The organism is Sphingomonas plantiphila (assembly GCF_046000505.1).
GTDB lineage: Bacteria > Pseudomonadota > Alphaproteobacteria > Sphingomonadales > Sphingomonadaceae > Sphingomonas > Sphingomonas plantiphila.
This window is the reverse complement of record NZ_JBELQC010000001.1, coordinates 2,521,428-2,545,945: the sequence shown is the minus strand read 5'-3', so window position 1 is coordinate 2,545,945 and position 24,518 is coordinate 2,521,428. Positions and strand designations below refer to the sequence as shown.

18 protein-coding genes are annotated in these 24,518 nt (G+C 66.6%); 9 read left to right on the top strand and 9 right to left on the bottom strand.

Annotation, left to right across the window (positions count from 1 at the left end; all coding sequences use genetic code 11):
- The first annotated feature begins 13 nt into the window (after window positions 1-13).
- Entirely contained in the window at window positions 14-676 is a 663-nt protein-coding gene (locus ABS767_RS12120; RefSeq protein WP_408078600.1) for a GntR family transcriptional regulator, read from the top strand.
- Here the strand turns inward: ABS767_RS12120 and ABS767_RS12115 are convergent.
- Window positions 673-2,283 carry a tetratricopeptide repeat protein gene (locus ABS767_RS12115; RefSeq protein WP_408078599.1) on the bottom strand — a complete coding sequence of 537 codons (1,611 nt, stop codon included), beginning with the start codon at window positions 2,281-2,283 and terminating at the stop codon, window positions 673-675. The two genes, ABS767_RS12120 and ABS767_RS12115, sit on opposite strands and share 4 nt — an antisense overlap.
- Before the next feature lie 347 nt (window positions 2,284-2,630).
- On the opposite strand from ABS767_RS12115, the gene ABS767_RS12110 reads away from it, so the two are divergent.
- Window positions 2,631-4,943 (top strand): TonB-dependent receptor, encoded by a 2,313-nt coding sequence (locus ABS767_RS12110; protein WP_408078598.1) that lies wholly within the window; start codon window positions 2,631-2,633, stop codon window positions 4,941-4,943.
- A gap of 247 nt (window positions 4,944-5,190) precedes the next feature.
- Here ABS767_RS12110 and ABS767_RS12105 read toward each other — a convergent pair whose 3' ends face one another.
- Window positions 5,191-6,387, bottom strand: a complete 1,197-nt coding sequence (locus tag ABS767_RS12105) for a cytochrome P450 (RefSeq protein ID WP_408078597.1) — start codon at window positions 6,385-6,387, stop codon at window positions 5,191-5,193.
- A gap of 79 nt (window positions 6,388-6,466) precedes the next feature.
- Between ABS767_RS12105 and ABS767_RS12100 the strand changes: the two genes are divergently transcribed.
- From ABS767_RS12100 to ABS767_RS12090, 3 genes are read left to right on the top strand one after another with little or no spacing between them, the layout of a single operon-like run.
- Window positions 6,467-7,738: an MFS transporter gene (locus ABS767_RS12100; protein ID WP_408078596.1), complete on the top strand. Its 1,272-nt coding sequence runs from the start codon at window positions 6,467-6,469 to the stop codon at window positions 7,736-7,738.
- The gene (locus ABS767_RS12095; RefSeq protein WP_408078595.1) at window positions 7,735-9,216 is read left to right on the top strand and encodes a hypothetical protein; all 1,482 of its coding nucleotides are present in this window, start codon (window positions 7,735-7,737) and stop codon (window positions 9,214-9,216) included. The genes ABS767_RS12100 and ABS767_RS12095 overlap by 4 nt, the downstream gene beginning before the upstream one ends.
- Window positions 9,216-9,986: an OmpA family protein gene (locus ABS767_RS12090; RefSeq protein ID WP_408078594.1), complete on the top strand. Its 771-nt coding sequence runs from the start codon at window positions 9,216-9,218 to the stop codon at window positions 9,984-9,986. The genes ABS767_RS12095 and ABS767_RS12090 overlap by 1 nt, the downstream gene beginning before the upstream one ends.
- On the opposite strand, the gene ABS767_RS12085 is transcribed toward ABS767_RS12090, so the two are convergent.
- The 6 genes from ABS767_RS12085 to ABS767_RS12060 are packed head-to-tail and all read right to left on the bottom strand — an operon-like array spanning window position 9,983 to window position 18,066.
- Complete coding sequence (locus tag ABS767_RS12085) at window positions 9,983-10,582, bottom strand: YdeI/OmpD-associated family protein (RefSeq protein ID WP_408078593.1); 600 nt, start codon at window positions 10,580-10,582, stop codon at window positions 9,983-9,985. The genes ABS767_RS12090 and ABS767_RS12085 overlap by 4 nt on opposite strands.
- 47 nt (window positions 10,583-10,629) lie before the next feature.
- The gene (locus tag ABS767_RS12080) at window positions 10,630-12,150 is read right to left on the bottom strand and encodes a tannase/feruloyl esterase family alpha/beta hydrolase (protein WP_408078592.1); all 1,521 of its coding nucleotides are present in this window, start codon (window positions 12,148-12,150) and stop codon (window positions 10,630-10,632) included.
- On the bottom strand, window positions 12,150-14,792 hold the full coding sequence (locus ABS767_RS12075; protein WP_408078591.1) for a TonB-dependent receptor plug domain-containing protein: 2,643 nt from the start codon (window positions 14,790-14,792) through the stop codon (window positions 12,150-12,152). The genes ABS767_RS12080 and ABS767_RS12075 overlap by 1 nt, the downstream gene beginning before the upstream one ends.
- 57 nt (window positions 14,793-14,849) lie before the next feature.
- Window positions 14,850-15,896: a hypothetical protein gene (locus tag ABS767_RS12070; RefSeq protein WP_408078590.1), complete on the bottom strand. Its 1,047-nt coding sequence runs from the start codon at window positions 15,894-15,896 to the stop codon at window positions 14,850-14,852.
- Entirely contained in the window at window positions 15,893-17,014 is a 1,122-nt protein-coding gene (locus ABS767_RS12065) for a CapA family protein (RefSeq protein ID WP_408078589.1), read from the bottom strand. The genes ABS767_RS12070 and ABS767_RS12065 overlap by 4 nt, the downstream gene beginning before the upstream one ends.
- The gene (locus ABS767_RS12060; protein ID WP_408078588.1) at window positions 17,011-18,066 is read right to left on the bottom strand and encodes a cytochrome P450; all 1,056 of its coding nucleotides are present in this window, start codon (window positions 18,064-18,066) and stop codon (window positions 17,011-17,013) included. The genes ABS767_RS12065 and ABS767_RS12060 overlap by 4 nt, the downstream gene beginning before the upstream one ends.
- A gap of 203 nt (window positions 18,067-18,269) precedes the next feature.
- On the opposite strand from ABS767_RS12060, the gene ABS767_RS12055 reads away from it, so the two are divergent.
- Both ABS767_RS12055 and ABS767_RS12050 read left to right on the top strand, forming a co-directional pair.
- Window positions 18,270-19,262 (top strand): LacI family DNA-binding transcriptional regulator, encoded by a 993-nt coding sequence (locus ABS767_RS12055; RefSeq protein ID WP_408078587.1) that lies wholly within the window; start codon window positions 18,270-18,272, stop codon window positions 19,260-19,262.
- 63 nt (window positions 19,263-19,325) lie between these two features.
- Window positions 19,326-20,306: an alpha/beta hydrolase gene (locus ABS767_RS12050; RefSeq protein WP_408078586.1), complete on the top strand. Its 981-nt coding sequence runs from the start codon at window positions 19,326-19,328 to the stop codon at window positions 20,304-20,306.
- Window positions 20,307-20,336: 30 nt separating this feature from the next.
- On the opposite strand, the gene ABS767_RS12045 is transcribed toward ABS767_RS12050, so the two are convergent.
- Window positions 20,337-21,524 (bottom strand): alpha/beta hydrolase, encoded by a 1,188-nt coding sequence (locus ABS767_RS12045; RefSeq protein ID WP_408078585.1) that lies wholly within the window; start codon window positions 21,522-21,524, stop codon window positions 20,337-20,339.
- Window positions 21,525-21,664: 140 nt separating this feature from the next.
- On the opposite strand from ABS767_RS12045, the gene ABS767_RS12040 reads away from it, so the two are divergent.
- Together ABS767_RS12040 and ABS767_RS12035 are read left to right on the top strand one after the other, a co-directional pair.
- Window positions 21,665-23,056, top strand: a complete 1,392-nt coding sequence (locus ABS767_RS12040; protein ID WP_408078584.1) for an MmgE/PrpD family protein — start codon at window positions 21,665-21,667, stop codon at window positions 23,054-23,056.
- A gap of 33 nt (window positions 23,057-23,089) precedes the next feature.
- Window positions 23,090-24,514 carry an aldehyde dehydrogenase gene (locus ABS767_RS12035; protein ID WP_408078583.1) on the top strand — a complete coding sequence of 475 codons (1,425 nt, stop codon included), beginning with the start codon at window positions 23,090-23,092 and terminating at the stop codon, window positions 24,512-24,514.
- Window positions 24,515-24,518: the final 4 nt, after the last annotated feature.

The following is a 24,518-nucleotide window of genomic DNA, read 5'->3' as shown; positions in this document are numbered from 1 at the left end:
AAAGGCTTCGGGCATGACCGACGAGACCGATCGCATCCTCTCCGCCGCCGAAGTCGCCGCCTGGCTGCGCGAGCGGATCCGCACGGGGCGCGCCGTTCAGGGACAGCGGCTGGTCGAGGCCGACATCATCCGCGACACCGGCGCTACCCGCAGCCGCGTGCGCGAGGCGCTACAGCGGCTCGAAAGCGAAGGGCTGATCGTGATCGAGGAGTTTCGCGGCGCCTCCGTACGGCGCTTCGGGATTGACGAAATCCGGCAGATCTATCGCGCGCGCATGGCGCTGGAGGGGCTTGCGGCGCATGATTTCGCGGTGGCGGACGACCCGGACCGCAAGGCGCAGCTGATGGCGCTGCAGGCGCGACTGAATGCCGTGGAGAATACCGGCGACCACCCCGCTTTCGTGCGCGCAAACGACGCATGGCATGCCCTGATCCTGGACGGCGCGGACAATGAATATATCCGCGGTTTCGTCGAACGACTGCGGCTTCCGCTCTATCGCCTGCTCTTCTCCGCCTTTTTCAAGCCGCACCGGATCGACGATGCCAATAGCGACCATCGCCAGATCACCGATGCGATCGTGCGCGGTGACGGGCCGGAGGCCGAGCGGCTGATGCGCAAGCATGTCGAGGATGCGCTGGCGGCGGTGATCGAGATGGAAGACGTGCTGCCGCACTAGGGGCGCGGCGTTGCCATGGCACCAAGCTGCCAGTTCGCATCGACGGTGCCGAGAAAGGCAATCCGCCGGTCGCGTAGCAGCGTTCGCGCGCGCGCATCATAGTCGGTGGACTGGCCTGCGTCCGCGAGGAGATAGCGCACCGCATCGCGCCAATATGCGCGCTGCTCCGCCGGATCACCGCGGCACATGCGCAGATAGCTTGCCAGATTGATGTCGCCGACGACGCGATCGGGCGAGACCGCACCCGACCGCCGCGCCCAGATCGCCTGCGCCTCCCGCGCGGCGGCGAGCCCGTCGCAGACCCGCATCGCCTTGCGATACTGCGCCCAGCGATTGAGCGCGTTCGCAAGATCGTCGGACTCGGCGGGAAACCCCGCCCGTGCCAGCCGCAGCGCCAGTTCCTGAAACGGCTTGGCCTCTGCAAGGCGATCGAGTTTGACCAGCGTCGTGGCGACGTTGCCGACCGCGACGATGAACACGTCGTCCCGCGCCAGCGCGGCATCGTCCCGCCCATTACCCATGAGCAGGTTCGCCGCCTCGATCTGAACCTTCAGCGCGTCTTCCAGGCGATCGAGACGGTCCAGCACCAATCCCAGCGCGCCGAGCGCCCGGCCGATCGCGGGATCGTCGGGCCGCAATGCCGCCTTGCGGATCGCGACGACACGGCGCGCGATGACCTCGGCTTCGTCGAGCCGGCCGACTTCGGTCAGTGCCGTCGCGTAATTCTGCAGCAGGTCGGACAGATCGCGCTGCTCGGCCTCGTCCAGCGCGCCGATCGCGCCGGTCAGGTCGCCCAGCATCCTCACCGCCTCGACCGCGCGCCCGCGGCTGACCAGCACGGAGGACAAAGCGGAGTACAGCCGCAGACGGGTCCTGACCGATGCCTTGGGCGAAGCCTCCGCGATCGCCACCGCCTGCCGCAGTGCGGTTTCCGCCCGCTCCAGCTCTCCAAGGTCGCGGTCGAACGTCGCGATGTCGCCGATCAGCGCGAGCGTGCGCTCGCCCCGTTCGCCATCGACCTCGCGCGAGAGCGCCAACGCCAGAACGGCGACATCGCGGGCCTCGCGAACGCGGCGTTGTTCGAACAGGGCCACGGCGAGTTGATCGAGGGCGAGGACGCGTGCGGCCCGCCGCTCGGCGCCGCCGCGCGCATTGAGCAGGTCCGCTTCGCGCAGACGTGTTTCGGCATCGGTATTGCGGCCAGCCTCCAGCAGAACCCGCCCTTCGCGCCACAACGCGTCTGCGAGCAGGGCCGGACGACCCAGCCGACGCGCCACGGCCACCGCTTCGGTGGCATAGGGCAATGCCGCGGCATAGTTGCCCTGAAGGCTCAGCGTAATCTCGAGATCCGAAAGGGCGTCCGCGAGCGCGGCGTCGTCCACCGGCTTGGCGGCACGGCGCGCACGCAGGACGAGCTCCCGCAAAGCCTGCGCCGCCGGATAGTCCTGCGCGACGAACAGGCGGTCCGCCTGGAGTGCGCGCAGATCGGCCAGTTCCCGATCCATAGCCGGAAGCGTGAGTTCGGCGTAGCGCACGGTGGCCTGCAGCAGCCGATCATAGTCCTCCGCCCGGCCCATTGCGTCCATGATGCCGACCGCGAAAACCATGAGATCAAGGCAGCGGTCGCCAGGATCGCTCATCGCGAGACAGCGATTCACTTCCGGCTCCACGGCGGCAGCGGCGCCCGCATGATCGCCCGCGGCCATCGCTTGTCGCGCCGGCTCGGGAACCGGAGTCCGTTGGCCGGCGAACGCCCCCATGGGCCAGATCAGCAAAGCACAGAGCAACGGCAGCCGCATCCGACGACTTCTATCGCAAACCGCACCGGATACCTCTGATATTTGCTGGCGCATCGGTTGCTGACGAGATTGTTGACAATATTTGTATTGTTCCATAACGATTGCTCGCGAAGGGGGCGACGACCCCCGGCCGTACCCATGGGGAGGAATCTGATATGCGCTTTCGTCCGACCATCGCGCTCGCCACGGGCGCGTCGATCGCCGCCCTGCTCGCCGCATCGCCCGCTCTGTCGCAGACTTCCCCTGCCCCGCAGGACGAAGAGGTCGGCATTGGCGAAATCGTCATCACCGCACAGCGTCGTGAGGAACGGCTGCAGGATGCACCGCTGTCGGTCACTGCGTTGTCGGCGGATTCGCTGGTCGAGCGCGGCATCGACAATCTTGGCGACGTATCCAACTTCGCGCCCAACCTCGAACTGCATCCGACCAACCGTCCGGCGGGCGGCGGTTCCGCGTTTGCCGGCTATATCCGCGGCGTCGGCACCGGCGACTTCCAGTTTCCGACCGATCCCGGCATCGGCCTGTATGTCGACGACGTCTATATCGCACGCTCGATGGGCGGCCTGCTGAGCCTCGAGGATATCGAGCGGGTCGAGGTGCTGAAGGGCCCGCAGGGTACCCTGTACGGCCGCAACACGATCGGCGGCGCGATCAACGTGATCACCACCGACCCGCGCCTGTCGGGCGATGCGACCGGCATGGTGAAGGCGCGCGCCGGCAGCTACAAGCGCGCCGACGTCTCCGCGCTGATCAACACGCCGCTGGTCGAGGATGTGCTGGGGCTCAAGCTCTCCGCCTCCTATCTCACCAGCGAAGGCTATGGCACGCGCATCCTCGACGGGCTGCACTATGCCAGCGAAAACCGCTTCATCGTGCGCGGCGCGATCAAGGCGCAGCTGGGCGAGGCAGTGACACTGAAGGTCGCGGGCGATTACACGCGCCAGCGCCAGAACCCGCCCTCGGGCTATCTGATCGACTTCGTCCCCGCCGGGCCGACCGTCGCCAAGATCGCGCGCTTCAACCAGTTCGCGGCGCCCTATTGGAACCCGCAGCTCGGCCTTCCCGCCGGATCGATCTACGACGCGCGGTGGGAGGCGCCCGACCCCTATAATGTGTACTCGCTCCAGCCGCAGCAGGACGACGCCGATATCGGTGGCCTTTCCGCGGTGCTCAACATCGATCTGACCGATGACATCTCGCTCAAATCGATCAGCGCCTGGCGCAAGATCGATGCGACGATCGAGGTGGACGGCGACCAGACCCCCTACCCGCTCCAGCAATCGCGCACGACGATGAACCAGGACCAGCTGAGCCAGGAGCTGCAGCTGGGCGGCACCGCGATCGACGGCAAGCTGAACTTCCTGATCGGCGCTTACGCATTCCGCGAGGAGGGCGATTCGACCGTCTTCACGCGGTCGTTCGAGGGCATCTACGAAGCGATCGTCGCGGCCGGTGGCACCCCCACCGCGGCGGACGCCGGGAACACCTTCACCACCTTCTACATGAAGGCGACGAGCTATGCGCTGTTCACCCAGGAGACGCTGAACCTGACCGACCAGTTCGGCATCACTGTCGGCGCGCGCTACAACAAGGACCGCAAGGAATATGCGACGTCGGTCGTGCGGCCGCAGAGCGGCGCGACCGTCGTCCCGCTCTCCAGCGCGGTGGCCGAATGGGACAGCTTCACCCCGCGAGTCGCGCTGGAATTCAAGCCGAACCGCGACATGCTGCTCTACGCCAGCTGGTCGAAGGGGTTCAAATCGGGCGGGTTCGGCGCATCGACCGTCGCGTCGACCCCAACGCCGCGCTACGATCCGGAAAAGCTGACCAGCTATGAGCTGGGCGCGAAGACGGCGTGGTTCAACAACCGGCTGACCTTCAACGTCGCGGGCTTTTATTCCGAATATCGCAACATCCAGTTGACGGTGCAGTCGGTCGATCCGGTGACCAACGCCAATATCCGCACCACGCGCAACGCGGGCGGTTCGGATATCAAGGGGTTTGAGCTCGAGATCGCGGCGCGGCCGACCCGCGGCCTCGATCTGAACCTGGGCGTCGGCTATGTCGACGCGAAGTTCGACACGCTGGCGGCATCGGCGATTTCGAGCGGGTTCAAGCTGGGCGACCGCGTCCCGCAGATCCCCGACTGGTCGATCAACGCCGGTATCTCCTATGGCTTCGAGACCGGCGCGGGCGAGCTGACGCTGCGCGGCGACCTGAGCCACAAGGGCTCGCAGTTCCTGACTCCAGCCGATGCGACGTCGTTCCAGGATGGCTATACGCTGCTCGGCGCGCGCGTGGCGTTCAAGCCGAGCTTCCTGCCCGGTATCGAGCTGTCGGTGGAGGGGACCAACCTGACCGAGACCGACTACGCCTATTACAAGGGCACACTGCCCCCGACGGGCGAATATGTCGCGATCCCGGCGGCGCCGCGCGAGATCTACGCGACGGTGCGGTTCAGCTTCTGAGTTCGGGCGGCCTCTCCGATCGGAGGGGCCGCAATCCGCGGGGCTCCCCCCGAACCTGACCCCTCCCCCGCAAGGGCGGAGGGGTTTTCTTGTATGGAATGCCCTCGCAATCCTCCCCCGCTAGGGGGAGGTGGCAGGCGTAGCCTGACGGAGGGGGAGGAAGCACGACGGCTGAGGTCGTTCCCTGCCTCCCCCTCCGTCGCCTCCGGCGCCACCTCCCCCTGGCGGGGGAGGATCGATGGGCTTGCTAGACCGCCGTCACCTTCAGCGGTACGTAGACTGGGCCTACCTCGGGCATCCCGCTCATGCGCACGTCGCCCGCCAGGTCGATGCTGCGGGTCCGCGCCAGCAGTTCGCGCAAGGCAATGCGAAACTCCATCCGCGCCATCGCCATGCCGGCGCAGCGATGCGGGCCGCGGCCAAAGGCGAGATGCTCGCGCACATTCGCGCGGTCGAGGCGAAACTCGTCGGGCGCTTCGAACACCGCTTCGTCGCGGTTGGCCGAGGCATAAGCGAGCGCGATCGGCTCGCCCGGCTCGATCCGGCGACCGCCCAGTTCCACGCCGTTGCGCGTCGTGCGCGCAAAGCCGCGATAGGGCGTGTAGAGGCGCAGAAACTCCTCGACCGCCGCGTCGATCTTGTGGGGAGCGGTGCGCAACTGGTCCGCCAGTGCGGGATGGCGTGCGAGGTGCACCGCGACGCTGCCGAGAAAGACGGGCGGCGCGACCAGCCCGACGACCAGGATCTGGCGGACGCAGCCGACCAACATCTCGTTCGGCAGCGGGTTTCCGTCCGCGTCGGTCGCTGCCAGCAGGCTGCTGACCGGATCGAATTCGGGATCGAGCGGTGCGGCGCAGCGGCTTTCGAGAAGGTCGCGGGCGAGGTCGTAGAGCGTCTCGCTGGTTCGCGAGACGGTTTCGACGTCGAATGCCTCCCACGCCTTCACGAACGCCTGCGCAGTGCGCCACAGCAGATCGGTCTGTTCGGGGCTGAGCTGGAACCAGTCGGCGAACAGCAGCGCGGGTAGCGGACTGCCGAACCCTTCGACGAAATCGCCGCCCCCCGCCGCGATATAGGTGTCGAGCAGCATCGCGACATGCCGCTCGATGACCGGTTCGATCGCGGCCAGGCGCGATGCACCCAATGCGCGGTCGATCGCGCGACGATAGGGCGTATGCTCGGGCGGGTCGAGATGCAGCGGTGGGCGTCGGCCGGTCGCCGATGCGCCGGGAACGACATTGCGGACGGTGGTGGTGAATTCTTCCGGATCGTCGAGGATCGACCGTATGTCCGCATGCCGGGTGGCGATCCAGAAACCGCCGAATGCGTCGCTGTGCGCAACCGGGCATCGGCTGCGCAGATCGGCGAACACGCGATGCGGCGTGTCGAACTCCTCCGGGGCGTGCGGGTCGTATTCCTGGCCGGTCCAGCGCGGCTTCATCATCCTCACCTCAACAGATTGTCGACAATCTCGTTGACACAAAAATGCTTTATCGCATAGCGTTTTCGCAAAGGAGAGAGGCTTGGATCCGACCACCTATCGCAAGGTGATGGCGCGCGTCGTCGCGCCGCTGACCTTTCTCATCATATTGAGTTCGCTCGATCGTGTGAATGTGAGTTTCGCCGCGATCGAGATGAATCCCGATATCGGGCTCGATCCCAAGGCCTATGGCTTCGGCGTCGGCATCTTCTTCGTCGGATATCTGCTGTTTCAGTTGCCCAGCGCGGCGTTGCTGCGCCGGATCGGGCCGCGCTGGTGGATCGCGGGCAGCGTGATCGGTTGGGGTGCAGTCGCGGCGATGATGGCGGCGATCCAGACGCCGCTGCAATTCTATGTCCTGCGTTTCCTGCTCGGCCTGTTCGAGAGCGGATTTGCGCCGGGTGTGGTGTGGTATGTCAGCCAGTGGCTGCCTCAGCAGTATCGCGCACGGGCGATCGCGGGAACGATGCTGGCGATCCCGATTTCGGTGATCTTCGGCGGGCCGTTATGTGGCGCGCTGATGTCGATGGATACGGGCGGCATGGCGTCGTGGCGGGTGATGTTCCTGGTTGAGGGGCTGGCGACGGTGATCGCCGGGCTGTTCGCGCTCTTCTGGTTCGTCGATCGCCCGGCACAGGCGCGCTGGCTCTCCGACGACGAGCGCACCCGGATCGAGGATACGATCGCGGCCGAGATTGCAGACGCCCGCGCGCCGAGCGCGAAGCTGTCGGATGCGCTGAAGGACCCGATCCTGTGGGTGTCCGCCGGCGTGTGGTTCGTGCTGATTACCGGCGCGAATGCAATCATCTTCTGGCTTCCGATCGCGATCAAGACGCTCGGGCGCAGCGATCCGCTGGAGGTCGGCATCCTCGCCGCGCTTCCCTGGATCGCGATCGGCGCGGGGATGGTGTGGAATGCCCGGCATTCGGATCGCACCGGCGAGCGATATCGGCACCTTGCCTGGCCGATGCTGGGCGCGGCCGCCGCGTTCGGCGTCGCCGCGCTGTTCACGCATAACGGACCGCTCGCACTGACGGCGCTGGTGATCGGCGGGTTCGGCCTCGGCAGCGCGCAGTCGGTATTCTGGACGGTGCCCACCAAATTCGTCGGCGCGCGCAATCCCGGCGCCATCGCGACGATCAACCTGTGCGGCAATGCCAGCAGCACGGCAATGCCGGTGGTGATCGGCTGGATCGTGGCAACGACGGGTCAGATCACAGTCCCGGTGTTCGTGCTGGCAGGGCTGATGCTGCTTGGCGCGCTGCTGATCCTGCCGCTCGCGCGGCTGGGCAATGCGCGGGAGGGCAAGGCATGATCCGCAAGATGATCCTGGGCACTGCCACCGCCGCGTTCGCTGCGGCGGTCGCGTTCGCGCAGGGGGGTGAGAAGGACCCGTGGTGGAACCCCGACGAGGGTCGCGTCTTCCCGGCCCAGCTCGACTATCGCAACGCCAACGGCACGCTCCGCCTGCTGCTCGACGATGGACCGATGGAGACGAAGGATCATCCCTTCTTCACCGCGATCGGGCCGAATGGCCGGGCGTGCGTCACCTGTCATCAGCCCGCGGACGCGATGAGCCTGTCGGCGGCGTCCGCGGCGCGGCAATGGCAGCGCCACGGCGCGGCGGACCCGTTGTTCGCGGCATCGGATGGATCGAACTGCCCCACCCTGCCGCAGGGCGAGCGCGCGTCGCATTCGCTGCTGATCGACCACGGCCTGATCCGGATCGCCCGCCCGTGGCCGCCCAAGAACGTGACGCCGGACTTCACGATCGAGGTCGTGCGCGATCCATCCACCTGCAATCTCGATCCCAAATACGGCCTCAAGAGCGCGGGGATGGTGTCGGTGTTCCGGCGCCCGCGCCCGGTGGCGAACTTCAAATATATCGAGGCGATGGGCTTCGCCTATGACCCCAAGGCGGGCATGCCGCTGCCGGTCGATCCGGATACGGGAAAGCCGGTGAGCGGTAATTTGATGGCCGATGGGCGCGTGCCGACGCTGGAGGCGCAGATGCGCGACGCGGCGGGAGCGCATCTCGGCTTCCTCGAGAATCTCGACAAGCGGGACATCGCCCGCATCCTCGATTTCGAGCGCCGGATTTATGCTGCGCAACAGATCGATGCCGTGGGCGGGCCGCTCGATGGCGACGGCTCGATGGGCGGCACGAAGACGCTTCAGGTGTCGCAGGCCGGGCGGCTGGGCAGCGATGGCGGCATCCCGGTGTGGAGCGAGTTCGAGGCGTGGGAGAAGATGCCGGAGGCGGTGAAGGCGAAGCTGTCGCCCGAAGTCCGCGCGTTCCGCGAATCCGTCGCGCGCGGCGCGCGGGTGTTTCGCGACAAGACGTTCCTGATCACCGACACGGCCGGCATCAACTCGCCGATCGGCTTCGGCAATCCGGTGCGCAACAGCTGCGTCTTCTGTCACAACATGTCGTATATGGGCATGGATGTTGCGCCGGGCCAGGTGGATCTCGGCACCACCAACCAGCCCTTCGCTGACCCCGCGCCGCATCTGCCGCTGTTCCGCATCACCTGCAAAGGGCCGCCGCATCCGCATTATGGCCGCACGATCCTGACCAGCGATCCGGGTTTCGCGCTGACCACGGGCAAGTGCGCCGATGTCGGACGCATCACGCTCCAGTCGCTGCGCGGCATGTCGGCGCGCGCTCCGTTCTTCTCCAACGGCAGCGCGAAGGATATCCGTGGCGTGATCGATTATTACGAGCGGCGCTACAATATCGGCTATACCGAGCAGGAGAAGCGCGACCTCGAAAACCTGATGCGGGCGCTGTGATGAGGATGCTCCTGCTTTCGAGCGCCGTCTTGCTGATGGGTGCGCAGGATGCGCAGCAGGCGGTGCGATTCATCACCTGCCCCGTCTATCGCGACACGGACAATGGCCGAAAATCGGGTTGCTGGCTGGCCAGCGACCCGGCGACCGGTATCCGCTACGACGTCACGGCCGCGCCGACCAAGCCCGACTGGAACCATGCCATCCTGGTCGAGGGTCGCGTCGCCAAGGATGGCGGCGATCCGTGTGGCGGAACGGTGATCGAACCGGCGCGCGTGTCGGTGATGGACCTGCCCTGCACGCGGCACATGATCCGCGCGGAAGGTTATCAGGGGCGCAAGTTCGCCCTCCCCGCGCGCAATGTCCGCCCCCTCTACGAGGCGCGGGAGAAGCCCGAAAGGCCGTTCGCCGAGGGGCGGTTCACCATACCCTTCGGGTATCGCAGCAGCTTCATCACCTATCAGCTGAGCGACTATTATCTCGACGCGACGATCAACTATGCACTCGACGTGCAACCCGCGCGGATCGAGATCGCCGGGGTCGCGCAGACCAGACCGGACATGGTGTCGGGCCGCGAGATCGTCGAAGATGCCGCGCTGGCGCGGACCCGCGCGCAAGTGGTGCAACGCGCGCTGATCCTGCGCGGCATTGCCCCGGAGCGGATCCGAATCGTGAAGACGCTACCCGGGTCTTATGTGGCGGAGGCGTTCGACGGGCTGACCTGGCCACAGGCACGGCGCGTCGATGTGCGGATCGTGCCCGAGGGCGACTAGCGGTCGCGCTGGGGGTAGATGGTTTCGCCGCGCTTGAGCATTTCGACGAAGGTGGCGATTTTCTTCGCGCGTCCCGCCGGCGTTTTCATATTGTGCACCCGAAAGGCGAGCGCGAAGCGGTTCTGCTCGGTCAGCTTGCCCAGCATCGCCTTCGCCAGTGGCTCGGCATCGATCGCGGCCTGGAAATCCTCGGCGATCTTCAGCTTTCGGCCCGCGCCATAGGCGCGGTCCCACCGCCCATCGGCCTTTGCCGCTTCGACTTGGCGAAGGCCGTGCGGAGTCATCCGGCCGTCGGCGATCAGGCGATCGATATTCTCGACATTGACCTGGCTCCAGATGCTCTTCGCGGTGCGCGGGGTGTAGCGCTGAAGATAGCTTTGCGCGTCGAAGCGCTTGCGGATGGCATCGATCCATCCCCAGCACAGCGCGACGTCGATCGCCTCCTTCGGCGTGATCGACGGAAGGCCGGAGTTCACCTTGTGGAGCTTGATCCACACTTCGTCGGCGACGGCGTGATTGTCGCCCAGCCATGCGTAGAAGCTCGCCGCGTCGGCGAATTCGCGCACCTTGCCAGGATCGACCACCACCGCTGCCATGCTATCCTCCGCTGCACCGCGACGGTGGCTAGCAGCGCAGGCACCGCTTAGGAACCGACCAGTGTCTTTCGTCCCATATAGCGGACGAGCGCAGGATCGACCACGCAGCGATAGGAGGACGACGCCGTCTTCGGCCCCTTCCCGTCGTAGCGCGCCGCCTGTGGATAGGGGCACAGCGTTCGGGTGAACGCCTCGGCCCCCTCTTCCATCTTCGTCGCGGTCAGACGGGCGGGAGCCTGTCCCTTTTCGACCCAGTGGATCAGCGACCACAGCACGTCGCGCGACGCATCGCCGGGCCAGCTCGCCTGACCCGATGCGCCGAACTGATCCGCGCCGGGACCGCGGGCACAGTGATACATGCCGGGGACCATGAACAGGCGGACATGGTCGTCCAACTGCGAAAGCCCGCCATTGGCACGCGCGAGCGCGGCGTAATAGTCGATCGTCGGCCCGGCATTGGTCGAGGGATCGGCCCAGCCCTGATAGAGGATCGCCTTGCCGCCGGCCTTGATGAAGGGCGCGATCGCGACCCTGTCGGCGCGCAGTTCGGGCATCTTGCGATTGGCGGCAAGCAAGTCGCGGCTGCGCTGGAAGCTGTCCTCATCCCAACTGGCGTCGTCATACACCCCATCTGCCCACATCGCGCGCAACAGCGGCGAGGGAGGTCCGGGGCGCGTGCGCACGCCGGGGAACAGACCGTCATCCATCACCCTGCCCGCCTCGTCGCGCATCGGCGCGCGGATCAGATCGAGCATCTTGAGCTTCGGCGCAGTCAGGCAGCCTTCGGTCTGGCCGGGCTTGCACAACAGCGTCGCGGTGCGGAACTGGCAGGCGAGCGGGTTGGCGATGATGCCGTCCACCACGCCATCCTTGGCGTCGCAGGCTGCGGTCGCCTTGCTCTCGTACAATGCCCAGTCGGCATCGCTCAGCGCTTCGGCGGGCGCCCATTTTTGTTGCAGCGCGAACCACAGCATCCGCACCGATTGCAGCGGCATGTACGGACCCGGCGCACCGGCGATCACGCCGTCATAGTCGCCGGGATCGTTCTGCATTTCCTTGAGCGCCTGGCGCCCACCGCCCGAACAGCCGGTGAAATAGCTTTTTTCGACCGCGCGGCCGTAGAATTTGGCGGCAAGCGCCTTGGCCGCAACTGCGGTGAGGTGGACGGCGCGATGTTCGTAATCGACCCGCGCCTTGGGCTCCGCCATCCAGCGCGCCTGGGACGATTTATGCCCGCTGTCGGTCGTAACCGTCGCAAATCCCTCGGCAATGCGGCGGCTCATGTCGATATAGTTGAACACGCCCGCGTCGCCGCCGACGCCAGCGCCGAGCAGCCGCCCGTTCCACGTCGCAGGCAGCCACAGTTCGAAGCCGATATTGCCTTCGATCGTGCCTTCGACGCGGCACAGTGGAACGCTGACCGGTAGCGGGCGGTAAAAGCTCTTCGTCTCGGGCTGCCAGCTCGGCGACGGGGTCACCGCGGTTGCCGCCGTGACCCGGACGTCTCCCGGATGCGCGCCCGTGAGGGACGCGCATCCGACAAGCGCAGCGGCGAGCATCGCCGGCATCAGAACTTCACGTTGGCCGTGATCGCGAAGAGACGCGGGATCGGGTTCGACGCCTGCGGATCGAAGCCGTTGGTGGTGTCGACGAAGGGCGGGTCTTCGTTGAACAGGTTGCGCACGTCGAACGAGATGCCGACCCGATCGGTGATGTCGTATCCGATCAGCAGATCGAACGTGTCGTAGTTGCTGATCTCGCGCACCACGTTCGACGTGGTGTTGATGTAGCCGTTGAGGTGGTTCCAGGTCAGCCGCGACTTGAACCCGCCGACCTTGGCGCCGATGTCCGCCTGGGTACGGAATTTCTGGGTGAAGCCGATCGTGTCGAGGACATCGACCAGACCCGCGCCGGGAACCGCCTCGAACAGATAGTCGAGGACATAGGTGCCCTGGACACCGGCATCGAGATCGACCCCGCCCCAGTTCCAGCGATAGGCCGCGGTGAAGTCGAGGCCGCGCAAGAGCGACGTTCCGAGATTCTGGCGCCGCCCGTCCTGGATATAGGTGACCAGCGACTGGTTGATCGTGCCGTTGATCGGGAGCCCCGAATTGACCAGCGCACTGATCTCTGCGGCGGTCGGGTTGAACTGGACGAACTGGCTGTAGATCGGGTTGGTGAGGAGACCCGGAGTTCCGCGCAGTGCCTGGATCTGATCGGTATAGTCGATCCGGAAATAGTTGAGCGACGCGTTGAACCCCGGGATATCCGGCGGCGCGACTTCCACGCCGAACGACCAGGTCGTCGCCTTTTCCGGCTTCAGATTGGGGTTGCCGCCCGCAATGCCGATCCCCTGCTGGTTGCCGCCGGGGCCGGGCAGCGTATCGAAATACAGGCCCGCACCGCCGCCCACCGTCGACACTTCGGTGAAGGTCGGGGCGCGGAACGACGTACCGTAGGTGCCCTTGAGAACGAGACCCATCCATGGCGAATAGGTGATGCCGATCTTCGGATTGGCGGTGCTGCCGAAGTCGCTGTAATCCTCGTAGCGGCCAGCGATGCTCAGCGACAGCCGCTCAAGGCCCGGCGACGCGTTGCCCGCTCCGACGAGCGGAATGAACAACTCGGCGAACACGGCGTCGACATTGCGGCTGCCATCGTCGGTGACATGGTTCGCCGCAGAGGACTGACCGATGAACAGATCGGTATAGGTATATTCCACCCGATGCTCGCCGCCGAAGGCGATACGGACATTCCCGCCGGGCATCGTGAACAGCGATCCGTCCATCTGCGCGTTGATCACTTCGAGCCGGGTGCGGCCGGTGATGACGAAATAATTGTCGGTGATCCGCGCCAGCGTTGCCGGATTGTTCGGACCACCGAATACGTTGAGCGCCGTTGCGGGATTGGTATCGGCGAGCGCTGCGTTCAACGCGCCGCCATTGACGCCGGAGCGCCGCCGATCGGCAACCTCCTCAGACTTGCCATAGGCATAGTAGACGGTGCCTTGGAAATCCCCGAACAGGTCGGCTTCGATCCCTGCCGACGCATTCCACGTGCTGGCATGATAGGGGTTGGGAAGCGGGCCGGTGTCGGCGAGGAAGTTGGTCTGCACCGTGACCGATGTCGCTCCGGGAACCGGCGACACGAAGAACGGATTGGTGCTCGGGACGGTTGCGTTGACCGTCGGATTGAACAGCAGGGTGCCGCTGCGCCGCGAGTAGAAGCCGTCGGCGAAAACGCGTATGCCGTCGGTGGTCTCGTGGCTGGCCGACGCGACGCCGCTCCAGCGCTCCTGGTCCGGAATGACCTGGGCGATGTCGCGGAACTCGCACTGGTTGCGCGTTCCCGCGACCAGGCTGCCGACATTCGCGCTGGTCACGCCGCCCGCCGGGATCGCATAGTTCACGCCGCCGACGACGATCGTCCCCGGCGCGCAGTTGGTGCCGCGCAGGTCGCGTCCGCCGCGCGCACGATTGTCGGAGGTGTAGAAATCGAGTTCGGAGCCGAACAGATTGTTGTTCTTCGAATACTCGCCCGCCGCCATGATGTAGCCGCCATCCCATTTATGCCCGACGAGCAGGGCGGCCTGCGCCTCGTAATAGTCGCCCTCGGTCATCCCATAGCGCCCGCGCGCTTCGATCCCGGAGAAATCCTTGCGCAGGATCAGGTTGACCACGCCGGCGACGGCGTCCGAACCATAGACTGCGGAGGTGCCGTCGGCGACGACCTCGATCCGGCCCAGCGCGATCGAGGGGATCGCCGACGGGTCGGTGAACTGCCCCTGCGTCCCCTGCGGCGGCAGGCGCTTGCCGTCGTACAGCAGCAGCGTCGCGTTGGTCGACAGGCCGCGAAGGTTGATGCCGGCGCCGCGCGTCGCGTTCGCTGCGCCATTCTGGGCGGAGCCGCCCGCGCGGTTGGCGCCGAGCGACACGACCTGCGGCACGCGGCGCAGGATGTCGTTGGTCGAGGTGACCGGCTCTTCCAGGATCTGATCGGCGTCGATCGCGATCACGGCCGACCCGACCGGATCGATGCCGCGGATGCGGCTGCCGGTGACGATGATGTCCTGCTCGGCGGCTTCCGGCGCGGCCGGCGGCGGCGAAGTCTCATCCTGCGCAAGGGCAGGCATGGCGACGGTCAGCGCAAGCACGCCGAGTGCGCTGCGGCTCAGCAGGGTCGACTGGCGACGAATGGCAGTGTTGTTCATAGTCCCCTCCTCATGTTCAGCCCGCATGTTCCTGCGGTTGGTTGGATCGATTTTCGGTCAGGTCGTTTCCGCGCGCGCCGAACGGGCGGGCCGGTCGGCAAAGCGCGGGGCAAGCGAAAGCAGCACGATGGCGGCGATCAGGATTCCGGCGCCGATCAGTTCGGCGGTGCGCGGATGCGGCAGGCCCCAGACCCACGCCAGGATCAGCGCGCCGCCTACGCCCGCGACGAGGCTCGCCGCGCGTTCCAGCGGGACGCAATAGGCGTTCTCGCGCGGGTCGAGCAGGATGATGATCGCGAACACCGAGACGATGGTGAGCGTGATACCGATGCCGAACAGCGGCAGGATCACCGGATCGGTCCACACCGAGATGAACCCCCAGCCGAGCGCGCCCGACTGGCTGCCGATGCCCGACGCGGAGATCGCGGCGAGGATCGCGACCGACAGCGGCAGCGCGAACACCTTCTCCTCGACGAAATACTGGCGCACCGATGCGGGATCGCCGCTCTTCGACACCTTGGTCATCACGATCAGGCGCACGAAGTAACCGATGGTGTAGAGAATGACGGTCAGGATCGCGAGCGGCGGCAGATACAGTCCGCCGCGGTCGGCGAGCGTGATCACCATCGCCCCCAGCACCATCACCAGCGCGCACCAGCTCCACCAGCGCACTCGCCGCCCGAATAGCAGGTCGACGATCGGCGCGATGATCAGGATGTCGCCGCGCATCAGCAGCTGGATGAACGGGATGCTGACGCCTTCGAAGGTGAAGGACAGCGGGACGGTGAACAGCACCAGCGCAGTGCCGAAGCCCGAATAGAGCGTATATTTGGTCGGCACCGGAATGCGGCGGCCGAGCACCATCACGCCGTGCGCATCCTTGTGCCAGCCCGACCACCAGATGAAGAGATAGGTCAGCACGGTCGAGATGATCAGCGATGCCGGCAGCGTTTCCAGCCCGGTGAGCGGACGGCCGAGACCCGGATGCACCGTGCTCGTCACCAATTTGGTGATGATGACGTTGGGCAGATAGGCGAGCAGATAGAGGAAGACATAGCCTTCCAGCGGAAAGGCGGATGCGCCCGTTTGTCTGGCGGCGGTCATGCCGCGGCCTCCAGGACGACCATCTCGCTCTCCACATGGTAGCGGGCGTTGAGCCCTGCTTCGGCGGTCACGGCCGCCATATAGTCGACGATTTCGGCGTGCCGTTCGCTGCCCGGCTCGACGAAGCGCGGGACTGCGTCGCGATCGATATACAGCGGCAGGAAGCCCGAGCGGAGGATGCGGCCGTTCGCGATCTCGAACCGCGCGACCATCGACATCCGCGACGCCTTGGGAAAATTGTACAGGCTGTCGAAATCCGGCTCCCATTCCTCGGCCAGCACACGGATTTCGTTGAAGCTCTTCGACGCGGCATGGACCGGGTCCATGCGCAGGTCGGTCGCGAAATTGCACAGCGAGTAGAAGACCGGCGCGCCGTCGATAACCTCGCACCCCTTCAGGATATGGGGATGGCCACCCAGGATCGCGTCGGCCCCGGCCGCAACTGCGGCACGCGCGACGTCGCGCTGATAGTCGGCGATGCTCGCGCGGACGAAATGGATGCCCCAATGCAGCGAGACGAAGACGAGGTCGGCCTCTGCCTTGGCCGCTCGAATGTCTGCCTCCAGCGCCGCGAGGTCCTCGCGATGCGGAAAAGTGTGGATGCGCGCTGGCGTACCCGGCTGATCATGCTCGATCTGTTCGTATACCGTGTGCGCGCGCATCGGGGCGCAGCCGGGACGGCGCTCCTCTGCCCAGTAGCTGTGCGGGAGGATCGTGCAGTAGGCAAGGATCGCGACGCGCGTGCCGTCGCCCAGCGTGATCTTCACTGGCTTGCGCGCCTCGGCGATGTTCGCTCCGGCACCGACGACCTTCAGGCCGGCCCGTTCGAGATTGGCCCTGGTCTCGAAAAACGCGTCATTGCCCCAGTCGAGAACGTGGTTGCCCGCCACCGAGATGACGTCGAACCCCGCCCGCGCGAGCGCGTCGGCGCCCTCCGGCCGCGCCAGCACGGCGTGGCGCGCCTGCGGCAGACGGACGCCCTTCTCGGCAAAGCTCGTCTCGAGCTGGGCGAAGGCGATGTCGGCGGCGTGCAGCACGTCGCGGGTCGCGACATAGCTTTCGTCGTAATCGTCGCGATCGGGGGCCAGGTCGCCTGCGGCGAGGAAGACATGGGTCATGCCGCGCGCTCGAACGCGATCGGAACGCTGAGCGCGCCGATTTCGGGGAAGCGGGTCGGCTTGGGCTCGCCGGTCAGCGTGAAGCTGGGCGCAGCGGCGAGCAATTCCTCGACCGCCACGATCAGTTCGAGCCGCGCCAGCGCCGCGCCGACGCACATGTGCGGCCCGCGCCCGAACGCGACCGATTCCTTCATGTTGGTGCGATCGATGCGAAACTCGTGCGGACATTCGAACACGTCTTCGTCACGATTTGCCGAGGCATAGACCAGCGCGATCGGCTCGCCCGCCGGGATGGTCCGCCCGCGGATCGTCACGTCCGTCACGGCAGTGCGCGCAAAGCCCCGATACGGGGTGTAAAGCCGTAGAAATTCCTCGACCGCCGCAGGGACGAGCGCCGGGTCGGCCCGCAGCGCGCTTTGCAGGGCCGGGTCGCGCGACAGATGCACCGCGATCGATCCGATCATCACGCTCGGCGCGATGATGCCGACCACCAGTACCTGGCGAATGGTCCCGACGATCATCTCTTCGGGCAGCGGTTCGCCGTCGACGCGGGTCGCGAGCAGCGCGCTGGTCACATCCTCGTCCACCGGCAGCGGCGAGGCCTTGCGATCGGCAACGATGCCCCGCGCCATGTCGTACAGCAGCAGGCTCGATTCCTTGGTCGCATCCATATCGTTTGATTGGACCGCGATATTGTAGCGCTGCCCCACCCGCGTGAGCTCGTCCACCGCCTCGGGCGTCAGGTTCATCCAGTTGGCGAACACCGCGATCGGCATGTGCGCGGAATAATCGGCAACGACATCGCCCCCGCCCCGCGCGACCATGTCGCCGAGCAGATCCCGACAAATTCGCCGCACGACCGGCTCCAGCTTCGCGACCTTGCGCTCGGTCAGCAGGGGCGCGATCGCGCGGCGATAGGGGGTGTGCTCCGGTGGATCGAGATGCAGCGGCGGGCGGCGGCCGGTGAAGGCGACCTTTGGCACGACATTCTGCTTCGACGTGATGAAGGTCTGCCAGTCCGCAGCTGCAGCCGACACGTCGTCATGCTTCATCAGCGCCCAAAAGCCGCCCCATGCGTCGCTATGCGCAACGGGGCACCGGGCGCGAAGCTCGGCATACTCTCCGTTTGCGCTGTCGAACGTCTCCGGTTTTAGCGGATCGAAGTCATGCGTCATAACAATCCGCGTACAAAACGATGCAAGCGCTTGCAAGAAACTTTTTCGTTTTTTGCGTCGGCCTGTGTAGGAAGTTAGCGATGGCAGGGCGAAATCCGCGATTGGACGATGTGGCGGCGATGGCGGGCGTTTCCGCAGCTACCGTGTCACGCTATCTCAACAGTCCCGAAGTGGTCGCCGCGGCGACCGGCGCGCGAATCCGCGAGGCGATCGAAAAGACCGGATATGTCCAGAATCTCGCAGCCACCGCGCTGGCCGGGAGCCGCAGCAGGTTGATCGCCGCGCTAGTCCCCGATATCGCCCAGTCGATCTTCAACGACACGGTCGAGGCGATGATCGACGAGCTGGCGAGCGACGGCAACAGCGTGATGCTGGCGCTGACCGGCGCGGACAATCACCGCCTGACGCGCGAGATCAACATGGCGCTCGGGCGGCGCGTCGATGCGATCATCCTAACCGGCATCGTCTCCGATGGCGAGATGCGCGAACGGCTGCGCTCGGCGGGAATCACGGTCATCGAAACCTGGGGTTTGCCGGAGGATCCGATCGACGTCGCGGTGGGCTTTTCGCATCGTGCCGCGGGCGAGGAAATGGCCCGCTTCCTGCGCCAGCGCGGGTACAAGCGACCCCATCTCGTCGTCCCCCGCTCCACCCGGTCCGAACGGCGGGCCGATGGGTTCACGACGCGCTGGATGCACGATGGCGGCAGTGAGCCGACGCGGCTGGAGGTCCATGTCCCCAGCCATTTCGGGCAGGGACGGCTGGCCTATCGCGGGCTTGGCGACTTGCCCGCGCAGCCCGACGTTGTGGTATGTGGATCGGACTGGATCGCCCAGGGACTGATCGTGGAAGCGCAGGCCGCAGGGATTCGCGTGCCAGATCAGCTGGCCGTTACCGGCTTCGGCAATCTGCGCCTGGCCGGCGACATGCGCCCGACCATCACCTCGATGGATGTCGACGGAGCACGGATCGCGCGCGAGGTGATGCGCGTGCTGCGCGCGCGGGCCGCCGGCACGGAGATCGAAACGCGGATCGATGTGGGCTTTCGGGTGATCGCACGCGAAAGCGCATGAAAGGGCTTGCATCGTGCCCCCGTGCGGTTAGCTTTTCCGCATAACAACTTCGGGAGAGCAAGGATGCGGATCGGACTATTCGCGATCGGACTGGCGCTGATGGGCGGCACGGCGCTGGCGCAAACCGCCCCGCGGCCCGATCCCGATGCGGCGCGGCGCATGGAAGAGATGCGCGCGGCGGACGCCAAGCGCGCCGACTCGGTCGGCACCGGCCCCTTTGCCGCGATCAAGGAAGCAGACCCGACGCTGCCCGACCACACCGTCTATCGCCCCGCCGACTTCTCGAAGCTCAACGGGCAGAAGCTGGGTGTGGTGATCTGGGGCAATGGCGGATGCGCCGCCGATGGCGCGAGCGCGCGGCACCACCTCGCGCAGATCGCATCCTATGGCTATCTCGTCGTCGCCCCGGGCAAGATCTACAGCGGCCCCGGCGCCCTGCCCCGCCCCGCCGCCGCAACCGGGCGCGGCCCCGACCCGGCAACCGGGCAGTTGCCGCCGCCCGCCACGAGCGCGCAGGACGTGCTCAAGGGCCTCGACTGGGCGCTGGCGGAGAATGGCCGCGAGGGCAGTCGCTACAAGGGGCTGATCGATCCCGCACAGGTCGCCGTCGCCGGGCATAGCTGTGGGGGGTTGCAGGCGATCGAGGCAGGCGCGGACAAGCGGATCAGGACGGTACTGGTCCACAACAGCGGCGTCTTCAACGACGGCAAGCAGGCGATCAGCGGGATGACGGTGAGCAAAGACATGCTGAAGTCGCTGCACACCCCGACGCTCTATGTCCTCGGCGGGGAGAGCGACATCGCCTGGCTCAATGGCAGCGACGATTTCGCACGGATCGATCATGTCCCGGTCGCGCTGGTCTATGCCGATGTCGGACATGGCGGCACGTTCCGCGAAGAGAATGGCGGCGATGTCGGGCGCTTCGCCGTCGCCTGGCTGAACTGGCAGCTGCGCGGCGACGCCGAGGCGGGGAAGCTGTTCAAGGGCGCCGAGTGCGGCCTGTGCAACGATCCCAAATGGACGATCGAGCGCAAGGGATTGTGAGGACCCTCCCCTCCTGACCGGGAGGGGCCGCTATTTGCATTTCCCCCCGCGCCAGCACGGGCGCAGCATCGGGGCGGGGGTGTGCGGGACGAATGCGGCCGGGGTCTGCGGCCATTTGCCGGTGGCGATCCGCGTGTCGAGATAGCGGATCGTCGCCAGCACCGTCGCGGTATCGAAACTGCAATGGCCTGCGCCGTCGACATACAGGCTCTTCACATCGCCGCGTGCGGCCTCGGCATAGCCGCGCTGCAGTGCGGGCGGGGTGAGCCCGTCGCCGATCGTCTGCACCGCCACCAACGGCACCAGCGGGCGTGCGTTCGGGGTGTAATGGGCACGCATATAGGCGACCGCCTTGGGGTCGGCGGCGATGCGCTTGCCGGCGTTGAGCGTTGCCAGATCGGTATCGAGCGCGAGGCCAGCGTCGCGGTACAGCGCCGCGACCATCGCGCGGCGACCCGACCGGTCGAGTTGGGCGCGATAATCGATGCCGGTGTTCCAGCTGAATGGTCCGCCCGCGCGCTGCTCCTGATCGGTACGTGGCAGATACACCCCCATCACAAACGAACGGGCGATCTCCTCCCCTTGCGCGGCGTAATCCGTCGCCGCAGGCTGTGGCTTGTCGCGGCTGGTCCAGTTGGGGATGCCCGCGAGCACGCCGGCAAGCGCGATCCGGGCGCGCCCCTGCGGTGTCTTCGCGGCTTCGGCAAGCGCATCGGCGACGCGCTTGCCGTTGACCCGGTCGTCATCGATTCCCGTCACGCGAATGCCCGCATCGGGCGCGATCAGCGTGCGAAAGGCATAGGCGCCGTCGAGCGCCATGTTCATCATGCCGAGCGCGCCGCCGATCGATGCGCACATCGGGGCCGCCCCGTCGATCCCGCTGCCCTTCGCTTCGGCGAGCGCGGTGCTGACGAGACCGCCCATCGAACTGCCCCAGGCGATGACGCGCTTCGGCTTGCCATGTTTCGCGGCGAAGGCGGCGATGGTGGCGCGCTGCGCCGGGACCGCCTGTTCGAGCGCCCAGCCGCCGCTGCCGTAATTCGACCCCGCAATGGCATAGCCCGCCGCGAGCAGCGCCGCGCGATGCTGTTTGGGCGCCGCATCGGGTTCGCCCGGGACCGGCGAATAGCCGCGGCTGTAGAGCAGTAGCGTGCCATTCCAGTTCTCGGGCACCTGCGCATCCCAGCGTGCGCCGCCGGGAAGCTTATCCGACTGCACCGTTTGCGGGGGGATCGGCGAAGCGCATCCGGCAAGCGCTGCCGCCACACCCATTAGCGCTCCGATCGCGCCGTGCCGCATCGTCTCTCTCCTGTTTTTGCTTGCAATCGCGATAAAGCCGATGAAAGCGTTTGCATAGAATGTTTTGTGGTAAAGCTATTTCGGCGACGATCGCGACGCATCTCGCCGGGCTGACGCATGACGCGCTGCCCGCCGCGACCCGCCATGCGACCCGGCGCGCGCTGCTCGACGCGGTCGGTGTGACGCTGGGCGCGACCGGGCTGGGCGAGGATGCGGCGCCCTATCGTTCCCATGCCGCGGCGGTACCCGGCCCGTCGCGGCTGATCGGATTCGAGGCGACGAGTACACCGGCGTTGGCCGCACTCGCGAACGGCGCGCTGGCGCATCAGCTCGATTTCGGGGACACGTTCGACGCGGGGCCGGCGCACCCCAATGCGGCCCTGGTGCCGGCCCTGCTCGCGCTCGCGGATGCGCGACCTGAAGCGACGTTCGGCCAGTTCCTGGTCGCGATGGCGGCGGGAAGCGACCTTGCCTGCCGCCTGTCGATCGCCGCGCCGCGCCCCTATGAGGACGGCGGATGGTATCCCCCGCCGCTGGTCAATCTGATCGCGGGCGCAGCGGCATGCGCACGCTTCATCGGGCTTGGCGCCGACGGGATCCGCCACGCGATGGGGTCGGCGCTGTTGCAGGGCAGCTTCCCGAGCGAGATCAAATATGATTCCGCGTCGCCGATCCGGGGCGTGCGCGAGGGGCTGGTCGCGCGCGCAGCGGTCGAAGCGGCTCTGCTGGCTGAGGCAGGGGCGAAGGCCTTTGCCGAACCGCTTGAGGGGCGTGCGGGCTTTTTCCCGGTTTATGGCGGCGGCGCGCCGCGCGATGTGCTGATCGAGGGATTGGGCGAACGCTTTCTGGGCGATGTGGTGAGCTTCAAGCCTTGGCCCGCCTGCCGCGGGACGCATCCCTATATCGAGGCGGCACTGGCGCTGCGCGATCGGGTCGACCCGGCGCGGATCGTCCGGATCGAGGCCGAAACCGGGCCGATCCAGGAAATGCTGATCCGCCCCCAGCCAATCAAGGCCGCGCCGACCCGCGCGATCGAGGCGAAATTCTCGATCCCCTTCACCGTCGCCGCCGCGCTAATCGATGGCGCGGTCACACTCGACAGCTTCGCGGCAGCGCGTGTCGCCGATCCGGAGACGCGCGCGCTAGCGGACAAGGTGGTAGAACGGCGTAACCCGGACTGGACCCGCACCGAGGCGGCGAGCGGATCGCTCGCCATCACGCTCGACGACGGAACCCTGGTGACCCATCGCGTGATGCAGGCCGCAGGACACCCCGACCGACCGATGGATGATGAGTCGCTCGTCGCTAAGTTCGTCGATTGCGCGGCACATGCAGCGCGCCCGATCGACGCCGCCTCCGCGCGGACCATCGCGTTGACAATACTCGACTTTCCGGTCGATTCCAGCGCCGGAGCGCTGACCCATCATCTCGCTTGCACAGCCGAAACTTAGGTTATATAGCATAACAATATAGAGGAGAGGTTCATGGCTACGATCGCACCGCCGGCTCCCGGCGTTACCTTTACACGCATGAATCCGGTGACCGGAGCGGTCGCCACCGAGGCGAAGGCGTTCAGTGTCGCCGATGCGGACGCCGCGGTCGAAGCCGCCGCCGCCGCCTTCCCGGGGTGGTCGGCACTGGGCCCCAACGCCCGCCGCGCCGCACTCAACAAGGCCGCCGATGCGCTCGCCGCGAAGGGCGATGCGTTCGTCGACGCGATGATGGGCGAAATCGGCGCGACCGAAGGCTGGGCGCGCTTCAACCTGATGCTCGCGGTCGGCATGGTGCGCGAGGCTGCCGCGCTGACGACGCAGATCGGGGGCGAGGTGATCCCGTCGGACAAGCCCGGCTGCATCGCCATGGCGCTGCGCGAGCCGGTCGGCGTGATGCTCGGCATCGCACCGTGGAACGCGCCGATCATCCTGGGCGTGCGCGCGGTCGCCGTGCCGCTGGCATGCGGCAACACCGTGGTGCTCAAGGCGAGCGAGCAGTGCCCCCGCACCCACAGCCTGATCGCCGAAGCATTCGACGAAGCGCTGCCCATGGGCGCCGTCAGCATCGTGACCAATGCGCCGCAGGATGCGAGCGAGATCGTCGGCGCGCTGATCGACAATCCCGCGATACGCCGCATCAATTTCACGGGGTCGACCGCTGTCGGCAAGATCATTGCCAAGCGCGCGGCGGAGCATCTGAAGCCCGTCCTGCTCGAACTGGGCGGCAAGGCGCCGCTGGTCGTGCTGGACGATGCGGACCTCGACGAAGCGGTCAAGGCCGCTGCGTTCGGCGCGTTCATGAACCAAGGCCAGATCTGCATGTCGACCGAGCGGATCATCGTCGTCGAGAGCGTCGCCGACGCCTTTGTCGAGAAGTTCGCGGCGAAGGTCGGCACGATGGCGGTCGGCGACCCGCGCGAGGGCAAGACCCCGCTGGGCGCGGTGGTCGACCAGAAGACGGTCGATCATGTGAAATCGCTGATCGGCGACGCGGTGTCGAACGGCGCGGTGCAGGTCAATGGCGGCGACGCGAACGGCGTGCTGATGCCTGCGCATGTCATCGACAAGGTGACGCCGGAGATGAAGCTGTTCCGCGACGAGAGCTTCGGCCCGGTGGTGGGCGTGGTTCGCGCACGCGACGAGGCGCATGCGATCGAACTGGCCAACGACACCGAATATGGTCTGTCGGCGTCGGTGTTCACGAAGGATACCGCTCGCGGGCTGAAGGTCGCGAAGCAGATCAAGTCGGGTATCTGCCACGTCAACGGCCCGACCGTGCATGACGAGGCGCAGATGCCGTTCGGCGGCGTCAAGGCATCGGGCTATGGCCGCTTCGGCGGCAGGGCCGGGATCGACGCCTTCACCGAGCTGCGCTGGATCACGATCGAGACCGAACCGGGTCATTATCCGATCTGATCCG